The 16,026-nt window shown below is 38.8% G+C and carries 13 protein-coding genes; 6 read left to right on the top strand and 7 right to left on the bottom strand.

Translation table 11 applies throughout. From position 1 onward, the window contains the following. Positions 1–65: 65 nt before the first annotated feature. Positions 66–566 carry a hypothetical protein gene (locus AOR04_RS17980; protein WP_096794200.1) on the top strand — a complete coding sequence of 167 codons (501 nt, stop codon included), beginning with the start codon at positions 66–68 and terminating at the stop codon, positions 564–566. 22 nt (positions 567–588) lie between these two features. Here the strand turns inward: AOR04_RS17980 and AOR04_RS17975 are convergent, their stop codons facing one another. Beyond that, the gene (locus AOR04_RS17975; protein WP_096794199.1) at positions 589–2,031 is read right to left on the bottom strand and encodes a sensor domain-containing diguanylate cyclase; all 1,443 of its coding nucleotides are present in this window, start codon (positions 2,029–2,031) and stop codon (positions 589–591) included. A gap of 453 nt (positions 2,032–2,484) precedes the next feature. Between AOR04_RS17975 and AOR04_RS17970 the strand changes: the two genes are divergently transcribed. The 5 genes from AOR04_RS17970 (at position 2,485) to AOR04_RS17950 (ending at position 9,071) form a co-directional block, all read left to right on the top strand. Then, complete coding sequence (locus tag AOR04_RS17970) at positions 2,485–4,296, top strand: glycoside hydrolase family 3 protein (RefSeq protein WP_096794198.1); 1,812 nt, start codon at positions 2,485–2,487, stop codon at positions 4,294–4,296. 1 nt (position 4,297) lies between these two features. Further along, entirely contained in the window at positions 4,298–5,029 is a 732-nt protein-coding gene (locus AOR04_RS17965; RefSeq protein WP_007376657.1) for a 5-oxoprolinase subunit PxpA, read from the top strand. Between the two features lie 299 nt (positions 5,030–5,328). Further along, positions 5,329–6,015: a 4'-phosphopantetheinyl transferase family protein gene (locus AOR04_RS17960; RefSeq protein WP_007376658.1), complete on the top strand. Its 687-nt coding sequence runs from the start codon at positions 5,329–5,331 to the stop codon at positions 6,013–6,015. A 449-nt stretch (positions 6,016–6,464) separates the two neighbouring features. After that, a complete protein-coding gene (locus tag AOR04_RS17955) occupies positions 6,465–8,531 on the top strand; it encodes a TonB-dependent receptor (RefSeq protein WP_008139340.1) in 2,067 nt (688 codons plus the stop codon). 78 nt (positions 8,532–8,609) lie between these two features. Further along, positions 8,610–9,071 (top strand): hypothetical protein, encoded by a 462-nt coding sequence (locus AOR04_RS17950; RefSeq protein WP_096794197.1) that lies wholly within the window; start codon positions 8,610–8,612, stop codon positions 9,069–9,071. Between the two features lie 260 nt (positions 9,072–9,331). Here the strand turns inward: AOR04_RS17950 and AOR04_RS17945 are convergent, their stop codons facing one another. The 6 genes from AOR04_RS17945 to AOR04_RS21925 form a co-directional block, all read right to left on the bottom strand. Further along, positions 9,332–10,135: a heme ABC transporter ATP-binding protein gene (locus AOR04_RS17945; RefSeq protein WP_096794196.1), complete on the bottom strand. Its 804-nt coding sequence runs from the start codon at positions 10,133–10,135 to the stop codon at positions 9,332–9,334. Between the two features lie 3 nt (positions 10,136–10,138). Beyond that, positions 10,139–11,191: a FecCD family ABC transporter permease gene (locus tag AOR04_RS17940; protein WP_198403036.1), complete on the bottom strand. Its 1,053-nt coding sequence runs from the start codon at positions 11,189–11,191 to the stop codon at positions 10,139–10,141. 2 nt (positions 11,192–11,193) lie between these two features. Further along, complete coding sequence (locus tag AOR04_RS17935) at positions 11,194–12,159, bottom strand: heme/hemin ABC transporter substrate-binding protein (protein ID WP_096794195.1); 966 nt, start codon at positions 12,157–12,159, stop codon at positions 11,194–11,196. 570 nt (positions 12,160–12,729) lie between these two features. Then, positions 12,730–13,944 carry a succinyl-diaminopimelate desuccinylase gene (dapE, locus tag AOR04_RS17930; protein WP_096794194.1) on the bottom strand — a complete coding sequence of 405 codons (1,215 nt, stop codon included), beginning with the start codon at positions 13,942–13,944 and terminating at the stop codon, positions 12,730–12,732. 195 nt (positions 13,945–14,139) lie between these two features. After that, on the bottom strand, positions 14,140–15,852 hold the full coding sequence (locus tag AOR04_RS17925) for a (2,3-dihydroxybenzoyl)adenylate synthase (RefSeq protein ID WP_096794193.1): 1,713 nt from the start codon (positions 15,850–15,852) through the stop codon (positions 14,140–14,142). Then, positions 15,849–16,013 carry a hypothetical protein gene (locus AOR04_RS21925; RefSeq protein ID WP_232525558.1) on the bottom strand — a complete coding sequence of 55 codons (165 nt, stop codon included), beginning with the start codon at positions 16,011–16,013 and terminating at the stop codon, positions 15,849–15,851. The genes AOR04_RS17925 and AOR04_RS21925 overlap by 4 nt, the downstream gene beginning before the upstream one ends. Between the last annotated feature and the right edge of the window lie 13 nt (positions 16,014–16,026).

Here is a 16,026-nt window from a genome sequence, read left to right as displayed (position 1 = left end):
GTAGCAATAAGTCGTGTAAAAAAAAAGCTAAAAAACTCTATCTTGTATAATAAAAAGGTAAAAATATGAAACCGCCGTATTTAATAATTGCATTGATATTTACTGCTTCAGGCACTTTGACTGCCTGTAATAACAGCAAAGAGCCAGCTGCTGCAGCCGTACAACAGTCTGAGCCTCAAACTCCAACACAGGTCAGCATAAAAAATAAAACGGCAGTAGAAGATGTTAGCCAAAAAAGACATCTGCAAGCAAATAGCATTATGTCATCAGGCGATAAATTGATTTTTAACTCAAAGGTATTGAAAAAGGGGGATATTGTTTTTAACCAAACGATGCAACAAAAAGGGGTCGTTACAGGAACACTTGTTCTTACGCTTGCATCTGATTTTGTACCAAAGGATTTAGCCAACAACTTTAATTTAATACGCTCGACTGCGCATAACTATATGTTACTAGTCACTCAAGACGATAATATTAAAGCCGTTGCTAAATCATTAAGTGCTTATTCTGATGTAAAAAATGTCGAAGTATCCGTAAATTACTCACCTATAGAAACCCAATTTTAAATACTGATGGTTCTATAAGTCGTTAATTTTTGTCAGCTATTACACAGCAGTTTCGGCCGTGCTCTTTAGCGTAATAAAGTGCTTTATCCGCATATTTGTACACTTGGTCTATATCGTTACTGTGCTCAGGCCAGGTTGCAATACCTATAGAAATAGTAATAAATCCAATAACGTCCATGCTTGTTGAGGCAACGGTTGTTCGTAGTCGTTCAGCTATTTTAAAAGCACTTTCGCTGTCTTCATTTGGTAATATGAGTACAAACTCTTCACCACCAATACGCGCTACAACATCATCCTTTCTGGATAGTTTTTTTATAATATCGGTGAGTGTTTTTAGTGCTTCATCACCTTTATGGTGGCCAAAGGTATCATTTACACGCTTGAAAAAATCGATATCAATTTCCAATATTGCAAATGGAATTTGCTTAAGCATAAGTTGATTAAGTAATCCGTTTAAACTTCTGCGGTTATGCGCCCCTGTAAGTGGGTCTGTTTGTGCATCATGGCGTAATTGGCCTATTTGAGTTTGTAAAATACTCACACCTTTTAACATGGCAAGCTTTAACCTCTGGCTTTCAAAATACCATGCTTTTATATTCTCAAAATTTTCAAAACTAGCCGGGTTATCAAGTGTATTTACTTTGTTTGCGAGTTGTTTAAGCGGCCTAGAAATAAAATGAGCAAAAAAGCCTATAAGTATAAAAGTAATAACCGCCATTGGTAACGTACGTTTGATAACTTCTATAATCAATGTATCAAGTGAGGCTAAGGTATTTTTAACTGGACGTTGCGCAATAACTCCCCAATGTGCTTTTTTTACTGGGGCGTAGCCTGCTAGCATCTCAATGTTTTGGCTGCTTTTAACATTCGCAATCCCCCCTTTTCCATTAATAACATCATCTATAATTGCGTTATTATTTACATAGGTGCCGATACGAATATGATCCGGATGATAGAGTATGCGTTTATAAGAATCGACCACATATATATGTGTCCCTTCATCGTAATAATGATGATCCAGTAAATCATTCAAAATGCTGCGTTCTTTTAAATAAAGAGATCCACCAAGATAGCCTAAATAGTTCCCTGTATTGTCAAATAACGGATGGGAAATAAAAATTATCAAATTACCTGCGGCTGACATGTAAGGTTTACTAATGAGCGGGCGCTTTTCTTTCAATGCTTGTATTGCGCCTGGAGAGGAAATTGTTTGCTCCATTATTTGCGGTAAAACAGGAGACGTTGCTGCAATAATACCGTTCTTGTTAATTACAACAGAATTAAAACTATTTGTTTGTAAATTTAATCTGGTTACTTCTTCTTTCAATAATTTTTCATTATTTATTTCTTGCTCTATTATTTTTGCTGAATAAGTAAGTTGCTGCATTGCAGCTTCTAAAAAATTATCGGTTGCCGAAGCCAACTTATTTGCATAAGCATAGTTACTTTTTAGTGTGTAATTCATTAACTGTTCTTTTTGCACTTGATAAGTAGAATGAAAACTACTTACTAGAGTGCTCAACGAAGCAGAAAATGCTAAAAGCAGAATGAGTAACCTTAGATTAAGTGCAGGTAGTAATTTGTACAGCAAATGTATATCGTCCACAGTACAAGGCTGTTAAAGCTTGCACTTATTATTGTATATAAAGCCTACAATTATACCCTCTTGAAAACTTATAATCTAATGTTTAAAAAGACAGAAAAATATATGTAATTACTGATTTTCATTAAATTTAACGATATAAATTTTATCTATTCGTTACAATACGTTAATGGCTTTAGTAAAGAAAAACCATGTTTTGCAGTTGCACTAAAAAGTAGATAAGCTACATACACTCATCTATTTTATTTAGCTTTGGAGTGTATTTTGCTAAATAAGTATATTGTGTCGTCTATCGTTTTTTTATCTGGGTGCTTCATGCAAATACAATCCTCGTTCGCACAACCTGTACTTTCTCTTGAACAACAGCTTGGTCAAAAGCTCATGCTTGATTTTCGCTATTTTTGCGAACAAGGTACGAATAAACAATGCAGAACACCATTAACTCAATTACCAGACAAGCTTGCACACATAATTGCAAAGCATAACATTGGGGGGGTTATCTTATTTTCTGAAAATACCCAATCAATAGAGCAAACTATTACACTGAATGCTCAACTGCAAAATGCAGCAAGTAAATCGAGTAGTAAACTACCGTTATTTATATCCATAGATCAAGAAGGTGGACGAGTAGCTAGGTTACCGCGTGATCTAGCTACTTCATTTACTGGCAACATGTCGATTGGTGCAACATATAAAAAACACGGAACAAGCTTCGCTACAAAAACGGCAACGGTTATTGCTAAAGAGCTAAGTTCTTTGGGTATTAATGTAAACTACGCGCCCACTATCGATGTAAATATGAACCCAGATAATCCGGTAATAAACGTACGCTCTTTTGGAGAAGACCCTGTTTTAGTTGCCAAGCTTGGTGCTGAACAAGTTGCAGGATTTGAAAGCAATGGGGTTATTACGTCGTTAAAGCACTATCCTGGGCACGGCGATACCAGCGTCGATAGTCACACTGGTTTACCTATGGTAAGTCATGAAAAAGAGGTTATTTACGCTCAAGATTTAGCACCATTTAAATACATTATTGCAAAGCAAAATCCCGGTATGATCATGACGGCGCATATTCAGTATCCTGCGCTAGATAGTACAACGTTTGTAAGCGTTGATGGAAAAACCATGATAAAACCTGCAACGATGTCTCGTAAAATAGTAACCGACATTTTACGAGGAGAACTAAATTACCAAGGTGTTGTAATAACTGATGCGCTTGACATGGCTGGTATTAGCCATTTTTTTACACCCACTCAAGCGGTAATTAATACATTTTTAGCTGGTGTTGATATTGCACTAATGCCAATTGAAATTAGAACGCCAGACGATTTAATAACGTTGGATGAACTTATAAAATCACTTGCCGCAGCGGTTAAATCAGCGCAACTTGATGAGCAAGAAATAGCTAAATCAGCGCAACGTATAATATCACTTAAAAATAAGTTTAGATTAAACACTCATTTGGACCCTATCAGCGCACTTATAAATGCAAAACAAACAATTGGCAGTGCAGCACATCGTGAAATAGAAGCGCAACTAGCTGTGGAGGCTATAACGCTAGTTAAAAATAATAAAAACACTTTACCGCTTAGCCTTAAAACAGATCAGCATATTCATATTATTATGCCTGACACACGTAAGTGTATGGCAATGCAACAAGCCATTGAAGCTATAAGCACTCAAGTGCTTAACTATACTTGTAGCAGCCTGCAAGGTTTTAACCCGCAGCAAGCACATATCGATATAACCACTGCCGATATAATAATTGCAGGTAATGCGACACCAAACCAAAGTGCGGTAGAAATTGGCGGCATGGATGATTTAAAAGACGACGCTAATTTTGCACTCAATAATGCACAGCAGCCAAAAGCACTTAAATCATTACTCAGTTTTGCTAAAGCCAATAATAAAAATACCGTATTTATAAGCTTAAGAGCCCCTTACGATATTGCTGAATTTGGCAACTACGCACAAGCTGTACTTGCATCCTACGCATATAATATTGATGTCGATAAAAACGATGTTGTATCTGGCCCTGCTTTTACCGCGCTTGCAAAAGTACTACTTGGGCAGTCACCCGCCAATGGTGTATTACCTGTCACTATAAAGCAGCAAAAGGCGCACTAATATGAAACTTAACTGTGATTTAGGCGAAAGCTTTGGCGCATGGAAAATGGGCCTTGATAGCAGCGTAATGCCACATATTGATATGGCTAACATTGCCTGTGGTTTTCATGCCGGCGATGCCGATGTAATGGCAAGCACGCTCACTCTTGCAAAACAATATAACGTACAAATTGGCGCTCACCCGAGCTACCCAGATCTGCAAGGTTTTGGTAGGCGCTCAATGAATCTTAGTGCAAGCGAGCTAATAAACTGCCTACATTATCAAATTGCAGCGGTTGAAGGTATGGCAAAAGTGCAGGGATTAACACTTAGCTACGTAAAGCCACATGGTGCGCTTTATAACGACATGATGGCTGATGAAACAATATTAAACACTGTCATGCATGCCATTGCCATCTACCCAACCCCATTAAAGCTCATGCTACTTGCAACGGCTAAAGCACATAGCCATCAGCAACTTGCCAAAACATACCAATTAACATTAATTTTAGAAGCCTTCGCGGACCGTCAATATACCGATGCAGGACTGTTAGTGTCGCGAAATATTCCTGGTAGCGTGCATAATAAATCGGCACTGATTGCGCAAGTAAAACAACTGTTAACTACAGGCTGTGTAACAACTCAATCGGGAAAGGTATTACCTTTACATGCTGATAGTTTATGTGTGCATAGCGATAACGAAGCAAGCATTGCCCTTATTCAGGAGATCAAAGCTCTGTGCCAAACTCGTTAAACACTCAAAAACTAAGTAACCTGAACTCTGGTTAAGAGATTTACTACGTATTGAATCATGGTGATATTTAACTTTATTTTCTCTAGCCAGAGATTCTCAGTGAAAACAAGGCGAATTTACGCGTCAATAGCTACTCGATATAGATTTATTATCCAGAGTTCAGGTTAATTAATCATGCATATTGTACATTACGCAATGAGCTTAAGCTCAACACAGGTCATAAACTTTACTTTATTTATTATATTTTTAACGTACCATTAAAGCGCTACTCTTAATTTTAGGAAAAATGCAAATAGCATATGGAACTTTCCCCTTATACTCAGTTTACACCCTACCTTAGCCACAGCACTTTTTGTTGTAAATTTGATAGTAACCACTTTATTGATAGTGACTTTTCGAGTTATCAGATTTTTTCACCGCTGCAACTTCAAAAAGCAGTCACAAAACGAAAGGCCGAGTATTTGGCTGGCCGATTTTGTGCGAAAAAAGTACTAAACGCACTCGGTATTTTCTCTTTTGATATTCTTTCTGGCAATGATCGCGCGCCGATATGGCCTGATAAAGTTATCGGTAGTATTACCCACACTCAAGGGATTGCAATGGCAATGGCCTCTCAGCGCACAGATATCGCTGGCATTGGTATTGATATCGAACAGCTAATGAGCGCAAAACAAGAGCGAGAGCTACAAGAACAAATTTTACACCCTAATGACTATCCTCAGTTTAGATTGTTCGCAGAGCAGGTATCACACCCGTTAACCATTATCTTCTCAGCAAAAGAAAGTATTTTTAAAGCTTTGTACGCAAGTGTGAAACAATTTTTTGGCTTTGAAGCGGCTACGCTCATTGCCTTTAATGAACAACAACTGCAATTTAAAATAACCCAAGCACTTTCACCGCAAGTGCCTAAAGACACTTACTTAACCGTATTTTACCAATGTGACAAAAATATAGTGCTCACAGAGTGCGAATTCAAAAATTCCTAGTTATACCAACCTGCATAAATCTTTGAGCAATTTAACGAATTAAATTGCACTATACGTCGTTAAAATTTTTATTTGAAACAGCTAGATAAAAAATTTGTCTGGGACCTGTTTATCTTTCGAGGTTAAATTTTCAGCCGTATGCTTGGTATTTAGGCAAGGCTGAGCTTATGCAGTGTGGTTATTCCCCATAATATAGTCGATAACGTTGAATAAATGCCAAACATGCGCTGCCAGTAGGGTAACGCAGGAGCCGTTACCAAGCCCACTAGGTTACAAACCTCACGCCGCGATTAAATCGCCCCTAGATTGAAATAACAGCCAAACCACCTCTTTACTGATTAACAATTAAGTTAAAAATACAACATTAATTAACTTTAGTGTTGTATTTTAATACAACCAAATGTAGTATTGAAAACAATTATCATTTACATTTACAAAAAGGAATACCTGTGAAATTTAAGGATGTTTTAATCCCCCTCGCAGCACTTACATCTACTACAGCTTTAGCTAATTCTGATAACAATGACACAGTGGATCAAATGACCGTGATTGAAGTTACTGGAGAGTTATTATCAAGAAGTCTACTACAAAGTGGTAATAGCGTTGTTGTTTTCGATAGTAAAGAACTTGAAAGCCGCCCCGAATTAAGAACAGTAAGAGACGTATTAAGCGAAATTCCAAACATCACAATGGTCACTGGTACTGGTAAAGCTCCAACAGTAAGGGGTATTGATGGTACTGGAGCCGCAGAAAACGCGAATGCATTTTTTGCAGGCAGCAGAGCACGCTTAAACTGGCAAATTGATGGTCGTTCAGCGACTTATAACGAAATAGTTTTTGGCGATTTAGGTATTTGGGATCTAGAACAAATTGAAGTTCTCAGAGGGCCACAAAGTACTTTAGCTGGGCGTAATGCAATAGCAGGTACAATACGGGTAGAAACACAAGATCCGACGTTTGAACAAGAGTTCACAATTCGTGCTGAAGGCGGGAATTTAGACCAAAAACGACTTTCAGCTATTTATAATCAACCTCTTTCGGAGCAGTTTTCCTTACGAATTGCAGCAGATCAATTTGAACGTAGTTCATCTGTTGATTATGAATCTTACCCTGGTGTTAAAGACCCAGCTGACATGGAAGGCCGTGCAATTAGAGGGAAATTACTTTATGAGGGCGATGACAAATACGGTACACGCGTTGTTGTCACACTAACCGATAACAAATACAGTGGTCCAAATAGTGAAATCATTGATTACCCATTTGATCAGCGTCGTTCTAACTTTCCGCAACAACCCGTTCATGTTACGCATACTAAAAGCTTAGGCATTGAATACAGCGCATCATTAACTCAACAACTACAGTTAGAAGTAACGGCTTCAGCAACAGACTTTAATTTTGAACGTAAATCTACGCCAGATGGTTCTAAAGCGAATATTGATAACAAAGAGTTTGTGATAGAACCTCGTTTACGCTATCAAGGTGATAACGGCGAACAATGGGTTATTGGTAGTCGCTACTACACTTCAAAACAAGATGATTGGATCCAATTCATTGTAAAACAAAGCTTTACTGATGATTCAGATAATTTTGCAATCTACTCTGAGGGTGCCCTCCCATTTAGTGACAAATTTGAGCTAACGGCAGGTTTACGCTACGAAAAAGAAAACCGCAAACGTGAAGGCGGTGATCCTGATAGAGCGATTGCAAAAATAGAATCCGATAACGACTACAGTGCCTTATTACCTAAGCTTGGGCTCAGCTACCAAGTAAGTGATACGCATATTGTCGGTTTACAATTATCTCGCGGGTATAATGCAGGCGGCGGCGGCATTTCCTTTGGCGCACCAATTGTTAACTATGAATATGATGAAGAGTACGTAAACTCTTTAGAAATCTATGGTCGTCAGCAATGGGCTAATAACAGTATAAGCACATCTCAAAACCTGTTTTATTCGCAATATACAGACATGCAACTACCTTTTGATTTAACACCTGAAAACTCACGTGATGAAGCTTATGTAGTTAGAAATGCAGACGAAGTAACTACTATTGGTTTTGAATTTAATGCCGATTGGCAGATTAATGATCAGTTCAATCTTTATGGTGGTTTTGCACTGTTAGATTCAGAGATCACTGATTATCCAAACTCAGGCCTAGAAGGAAACTCATTACTTACGGTTCCTTCTGCTTCTATGAAATTAGGGACCACATGGCAATCAAATAATTGGGTTGTTAACGTTAGTGGCCAGTACACTGATGGCTGGTATACCAGTATTTCAAACGATGAAGGCGGTAAAACAGACGCTTTTGCGACCTTTGATACAAGTTTGAACTACGTTATCTCTGAGCAAGCTAAAGTGTATCTTTCAGTACGTAATATTTTTGATGAAGATGCTCCTGTTGCATTGTATCCAGGTACAGCACCTGCTGATAGCAATGAACCTGATACTAACTTTGATACAGCAGTATTGACCCAACCAAGAACGATTAGTGCGGGCATACAGTATACATTCTAATCAATCAGATTTTTCCACGGCAAAGCTAAATTATTTGCTGTGGAAAATCTATAAAATCAATAACAAAGGTTATTAAGTATGACAACAATTAAATACGATAGCAGCCTCTGGCCATTAGCTGTAACAGTAGCAAAGGGGGAGTGCACGCTAGCAATGCACTTAGACTCTTTAATATCATGGGATCGTTGGTTTGATAGAGCTGAAGCATTTATTGTAGTGCGTGTTTATACAGATGAAGCATCCTTACAACACCCTAAAGGGGCGGGTCCTGCAACACAAGAATGGCTTAAAAATGGTGCGGCAGAGAAAATGCAACAACTTGTTCAAGCGATGCTTATCGTTGTTCCTGATGAGCAATATCAAAAATTGCAGAATATGAGCGTTCAAAAAGCCTTTGGTATACCTGGAGCCGTATTTAAATCACTTGATGATGCTAAAACATGGCTACAGGCATCAGCCAAAGAGATAGCGATACCTGAAAATATTGAATTACAAGATGTAGCTACACTTGTCCACTCTCATTGCGGTAATACCAATTAGCTTAATTAAGTGATCTATTTTTAGGTAAGAAAATCGTGTCGATAACAAGGCAACAAAGAGTTAATCGTCCCTCAAAGGGAAGCGCATGTTTGGTCTTTATACTGCATTATCGCCTATTTATGGGCAGTGACCACACTACATAGGCTCAGCCTTGCCTAAATACCAAACATACTGCTGCAAATTTAACCTCGAAAGATAAACAGGCCCTAGTTACCCCTTTATAAAAACACTCAATAATATGTAATCGATACAACTTAAAATCATATATTTGTGAGTGTTTTTTCCGCCACCATAATGTGGGGAAGTACATCTTCAATATCTGTTTGCAGCTTTGCATTAATATTATAAACATTACTTAAATGGCGCTGTGTTAGTACTTCTTCAGGCGAGCCATGAGCAACAACTTTTCCTTTATCAAGCATGTAAATTCGATCTGCAAAGCTCGCAGCAAGTGATAAATCATGAAGAACAGCAACAACTCCCGCGCCTTGTTTTGCCGTTGTAACGGCTTGGTTCATAACTTCATATTGATGATATAAATCTAAGCTAGCAGTTGGCTCATCAATTAATAAATAAGCATTTTTTTGCTGAGTTAAACTTGGCTGTAATTGGCACAATACACGCGCTAATTGAGTACGTTGCTTTTCACCACCAGAAAGCTGAGTAAAGCATTGCTGTGCTAGGTGAGTAATCCCTACTGCTTTCATTGCATCATTAGAGCACTGTTTCAAAGTAGCCTGCGTACACTGTTCTTGATGACTAAAATGCGCCATATCAACAACTTCATTAACGGTGAAAGGAAAATCTAACTCGTAGCTCTGGGTTAATACCGCCCTTAATTTAGCAAGCTCTAGCAAACTATACTCATTTAACTCTCGTTGATTAATATTTATCGTTCCGCCACTTAACGGAAAATCTCCTGATAATGCTTTCATTAATGATGATTTACCTGCGCCATTGGGACCAATGATAACTACAATTTCATGTGGTTTTACATAAAAATCAATATTATCCAGCAACGTTTTATGTTTAATTTTTACGCTAAGTTGATTGCCAATTAACATAGTTCACTTTGCTCCTTGGTAAGTTTTTAGCAGCATAATCAAAAAGAATGGACCGCCAATAGCACTGGTTATTAGACCAATGGGCACTTCTGCTGGTAGCATTATGGTACGGGCAAATAAATCAGCAAGGCTAAGCATTAATGCTCCCCCTAACATACAAGCTGGTAATAAATAACGGTGATCTGGGCCTAATATTAAGCGCATAATATGCGGCACTATTAAGCCAACAAAACCAATAACGCCCGTAATTGCGACGGCTGCGGCAGTGCAAAGTGCCGTATATATAAAAACCTGCTTTTTCAATTTAGTCACATTAATGCCGACATGCTTCGCTTGAGCCTCTCCTAATAAATACACGTTAAGAGGTTTAGATAAACGTAATAAACCAATACAACAACCAATAATAATACCGAGTGTTGGCATTATCATCGCAAGGTGATTCCCCGCCAAAGAGCCCATACTCCAAAATGTTAAATCACGCAATTGTTGCTCATTACTTACCAGTGTTAAGATACCGATAATAGCGTTTACAATCGCATTTACGGCAATCCCTGCCAGTAGTAGACTAACGATAGTAAAACGCCCATTTTGCGCGCCCAACCGATAGATAAACATGCATACCGCTATACAACTCAAAAATGCCCCTACAGGCACCGCATAGTAGCCTAAGTTGTCGCTAAAATTAGCAAACAAGCTTGTTCCTAATACAATAGTTGCTACTGCACCTAACGCTGCACCACTGGCAATGCCAATCAAGCCAGGATCTGCTAATGGATTTCTAAATAAAGCTTGCATTGCAGCACCGCTGGTTGCTAAACCAGCTCCAACAACCATCGAAAGTAGAATACGAGGAAGGCGGATCTGCCAAATTATAGCGTGTTTAAGCTGATCATCTACCGGCTGGGTTAGCATAAGCATCGTCTCGCGCAGCGTTATCACAACCCCTCCCTGACTTAGGGCAATAAAAAACACCAATATACAAATAATAAACAAAACAGGAATAGATAAAACCCGTATCCGTTGTTGCGCTAATAACCTATTTCCTAACGCCAGCATAACTATCGCTCGTCCTGTTGTTTTGTGCTGTTTTCAGCTAATTTTAAAAATCTATATTGATAGCCATCTGGCAAGCGTGTTTTAGGATAAAATGCATGCGCTAATTCTACGGCCGCTTGAGGCGTTCTAGGCCCCATACTTAACAAATAGAGCGCATCAAAATTGTAAATACGCCCATTTTTTATCGCATTTGAATATTTAAAAACAGATAATATTTCAGCGCTTGGTTGCTGATCATTGGCGCCAATTCCCATACTAATAATCACATCAGGATTTAGTGCCAATGCAGCCTCGCTTGAAATCGTCTGCCAGTTAACCATTGTTTGAGCCATCATATTCACTCCACCGGCAATAGTTACCAACTCATCAGCAGTCGTCTCTGCCCCTGCAACCATAAGTTGACTACTGCGGATAACCAAAACCTTAGGTTTAGTACTAGTTTGCTCTAAAATATATGACAAGGCCTTGCGGTCCGCTTGCAAAGAGTCTGCGAGCATATTGCCCTTACTCACAACATTTAATTGTTTGGCTATTTGCTCTATTTTATTTTCAATACGCCAAAAGTTGTCGTTTTCATGCAAGATAACCAAGTTAGCGCCAGTGAGCTTTAATTGCTCAACCATTTTTTTAGGACCAACATCTGATTCAGCGAGGATAAGATCTGGATTTAATGACAACACACCTTCAACGCTTATTTTGCGAACATAGCCAATTTGTGGCTTCTGAGTTGCAGCGGCTGGATAAACACTGGTGCTATCAACGCCAACAATGCGTTGTTGTTCACCAAGGGCGTAAATAACTTCTGTTATTGAGCCCCCTGCAACCACTATTCGCTGTGGATTAAGAGGCTGCGGACTTGCATGTACATAGCTATTAGCAAGTAAAGTAACAAACATAATAAATAAAATAGATAAGGGTTTCATTGATGTTAAATTTAATTTGAAAACAAAAATACTAACAGTTTTCATTTGCAACTTGTAGTTTTTATTATGATTGTTTTAATGACCTATAAAATTTAGTTTAGCCTCTTAGGTAATAAGGTATGTTAGCTTTTCAGAGTTAAATTATTTCAATTTAAAGGCCATTTAATCACGGCGTAAAATGTGTAACCAAGTCGCCCCATAACGGCCCGCGTTACTCTAATAGCTGTATCCTTGTGAGAATAATTAAAATAGTGGATGACAAAAGGGTTTCATCACCGAGTCAAACCTAAATAGCAGCGAGTGTCATCCATGTTTGTCATCGCCTACTTATGGTAAATAACCACACTACATAGGCGCTACCTTGCCTAAAAATCAAACACTCGGCTGCAAATTCAACATCGAGAAGTAAATTAAAGCTTATTTTTCCCCTATTTATTTAACCTGAACTCTGGATAATAAATCTATCTCGAGCAGCTATTTTCAGCGCTAACTGCGTTGAATTTACTTGCAATAGGCCAGCTATTGACGCGTAAATTCGCCTTGTTTTCACTGAAAATCTCTGGCTAGAGAAAATAAATTTAAATATCACCATGATTCAATATGTTAGTAAATCTCTTAACCCGTGTTCAGGTTACTTAGTAACTTTTTAAACACCGTAAAATAGATATTTGTTAAATTTCCAAGCTCGCTAATATGAACTCGTTCATTTTCTTGATGGATAGTGCCGTTAGTTAAACCAAGTTCAACTACTTGCGGACAAATATCGCTAAAAAAACGGCCATCAGAAGTCCCTCCTGCAGTTGAGGTTTGAGGAAGCAAACCAGTACATTGATTAATGGCTGTTTTACACTCTTTTATTAGCGAAAGTTTATTTTTACTATTCTCTGCAGAGTAATAAGGGTTGCAAGCATGCGATGTTGTTAGTGAGAAATCATTAGTAGTTCGCGTTACAATATGAGTGACTAAATGAATTAGATCATCTTCACTGTAAGCCGTGGTATAACGAATATTTAAATTAATTATTACAGCGTCAGGTATGACATTATCGCTGCACAGGCCTGAGTCGATATGAGTGACTTGCATTGTTGTACCAAGCTGATTGCTATCTCTATTATCCCAATCAAATTTCATTAAATCTTTTACAATGCTACAGGCATGATGGATAGCATTAATGCCTTGAGTCGGATAAGCAACGTGCGCACTTTTTCCATTAACTTGAATGGCAAAACTCAACGCCCCTCTGCGTCCAATTTTTAGCATGTCACCGCACTGCTTTATTGATGTCGGTTCTCCAACAATACAATAATCCAAGTCCTGTTTTGCATCTTTAAAGTGTTTTACAATTTCACATGAGCCGAATAAAGCATCGCCCTCTTCATCGCTGGTAATTAAAAACCATAGTCGCCCAACAAAGCTCCCTTCGAGTACTAGCATCTCAGCTGCAACTAAGGCTGCGGCAATACCGCCTTTCATATCTGCGATACCTCGACCGATCAGGTAATCATTTTTAATTTTACCTGCAAAAGGTGGGGCTTGCCATTTATTAAGATTACCTGCGGGCACAACATCCGTGTGCCCACAAAAACCTAAATCGGGTCCATCACCATTAGATATAACAGCAATTAGGTTACTCACCCCATGACTTTCAAATGTATCGATTTTTGCTCCCAGCATTGATAATTTTTTTGCAATCCATGCTTGGCAACCTGCGTCATCAGGTGTTACCGATTCAAATTGCAGTAATTCACGTGCATACTCAATTACTCGACTTTGGTATTCGCTCTTTAACTCAGCCGTTAAAGTAAATTGTTCATCGATGATAAGGCTCACCTCATAATTAAATAAAGGGTATTGAGGGAGTTTGTTTCATCAACAAGTTAAACAACAAACTCCCAGTAATAACTAATACTTTAAACGCACTACCAATCCACTATTAGCCACAATCAACATCATTAGCTTGCTTATATTCAGCAGCCAGCCATTGCGGTACATCCTCTGGTGGTGATTGCGCATCATTAATTTAATTCACACTGTTTGTATTGCTTGATGTTGCTTATTAAGCTCAAGGTGAATTTGTGCAGATAATTTTTTACGAGCAATTTTACCTATAACGGTTAATGGGATATGTTCAACGTACGCCACTGTATCTGGCAACATATAGCGTGCAACACCTTGTGCCGCTAAGTATTGCCTTACGTCTTTGAGTGCTAAGTTAGGCGAATTTGGGTCTTGCGAAACAATAACTGCGCATGTTCGCTCACCGAGTTGTTCGCAAGGTAGTCCCACAACAGCAACATCTTTTATGCCATGATGACAAGCTAAATGAGCTTCTAATGTTTCAACAGAAATAGTTTCTCCACCTCGGCGAAGAACCTCTTGGATTCGGCCTTCAACAATAAGGTGACCACTGCTTAGCCGCCTTACTTGATCCCCAGTACGGTAATAACCTTCAGTAGTAAATGATTTTTGATTGGCCTGCTCGTCTTTATAATAACCACGGATTGTATATGGACCTCTGGTCAACAGCTCGCCACACTTTCCCTTGGCAACATCCTGGCCTTGTTCGTCCACCACCCTAACTTCATCCAAATCAGATAATGGACGTCCTTGAGTCTTGAGTTTTAAAACACTAGGATCTGAATTACGAGTGAAATTAAGAAGTCCTTCAGCCATGCCAAACACTTGTTGTAAATTACAATTAAGTTCATTACCGATTCTGCGAGCTGTAGCTTCATCAAGTTTAGCACCGCCAACTTGTAATAAATCAAGACATGCCGCTGGAGGTGTTACTAATGCAGCATAATTAAGCCAAGTTTTCACTAAAGTCGGCACTAACGCTGTCACCGTAACCCCTGCTTTTTCAATATACTCAAATGCAATTTCAGGACTCGGCACTGGACACATAACGACACCAGCCCCCACTTCAATCGCACCTAAAATACCTGGGCAAGCTAATGGAAAATTATGCGCCGCTGGTAATGCTACAAGATAGCGGTCTTGTGAACTCAATTCACACAGCTTAGCACTGGCTTTTATATTGTAGAGGTAATCTCTATGTGTTCTTGGAATTAACTTCGGTATTCCTGTTGTACCGCCTGAGCATAATAATAAAGCCATTTCAGCAGGATCCGCTGCGAGACCAGGAAACTCAAGTGCTGTCATTTGAGCTTCAGTTGCCTTAGTAAATCCTAGTAAAGATAATATTGACTGATGCGGTTTTAAATCTAGGCCATCCACAACAACATGTTTAAGTGTTGGGACTGTATCAAGTAGCTCATTGGCAAATGCATGACAATCGAAGCTAATCGATTGTTCACTAACAAACCAAGCACGTGCTTGTGTTAATTTCACAAAATGCAAAATTTCACGTTGTCCATGTCCAGGTAACGCCATGACAGGAATAACGCCAAGCTGGAGTAAAGCGAAAAAGGTTAATACAAATGCATTATTATTACCCATTTGCATCACCACTTTATCACCTCGTCCAAGACCAATACTGTGGCAATGCTCTACTATATTATTCACGACAGCGCTTATTTCTTGGCCTGTCATCTGTTGCCATTCACCAGATTGAAGGTCGGGGCCGCTGAGCAAGATAACATCAGCATATTGCTTAAGTTTTGCAGTTAACCAATTTGCAAAGTTTTCATTTTTCCACACCCCCTGCTCTTTGTACTTTCTGCTTATTTCTTCTGGCCAAGCATATAACCCGGCTTCGGTAGGCACAAACTCAGTCACAGTGACCCCTCCATTTCCAATTCAGCACTGAGTGCGTCATCATCTAAATCTAAGATTTCACAATACACTTGAGCAATTTGTAATACTTCTTCAGCATCGCTCGAGTCAGTAATTGAAGCGGCAATGCCTGCAATAGAAGGTGAACTAAATAAGCTTTTCATGTCTATCGAATTG

It is taken from the genome of Pseudoalteromonas sp. 1_2015MBL_MicDiv (assembly GCF_002407505.1).
GTDB lineage: Bacteria > Pseudomonadota > Gammaproteobacteria > Enterobacterales > Alteromonadaceae > Pseudoalteromonas > Pseudoalteromonas fuliginea.
This window is presented reverse-complemented; position numbering and strand designations above follow the sequence as displayed.